At 66.3% G+C, this 249-nt stretch carries 1 protein-coding gene; it reads left to right on the top strand.

From position 1 onward, the window contains the following. On the top strand, nucleotides 1-249 hold a 249-nt coding region (locus tag ACLJNW_RS27240; RefSeq protein WP_410961674.1), incomplete at both ends, for a methyltransferase domain-containing protein.

Below are 249 nucleotides of genomic sequence, written 5' to 3'. Positions count from 1 at the left end.
CTCTCGACCTTCGCCGATGCCTCCTTCGACCTGGTCTTCAATCCCATCTCCAATCTCTACGTCGACGATGTCCTGCCGGTCTGGCGCGAATGCGCGCGGGTGCTGCGGCCGGGCGGCAAGCTGCTGGCGAGCTTCTACAACCCGGCGCTGTTCATCGAGGACCGCTCGCCGGAACTGGCAGAGCAGGGCCTGATCCGGCCGCGACATCGCCTGCCCTACTCCGACCTGGAAAGCCTCTCCGCCGAAGCC

The organism is Salmonella sp. SAL4457 (genome assembly GCF_046548235.1).
Lineage (GTDB): Bacteria > Pseudomonadota > Gammaproteobacteria > Enterobacterales > Enterobacteriaceae > Salmonella > Salmonella enterica.
Note: the sequence above shows the minus strand (reverse complement) of the source record. Positions and strands in the feature narration are given on the sequence as shown.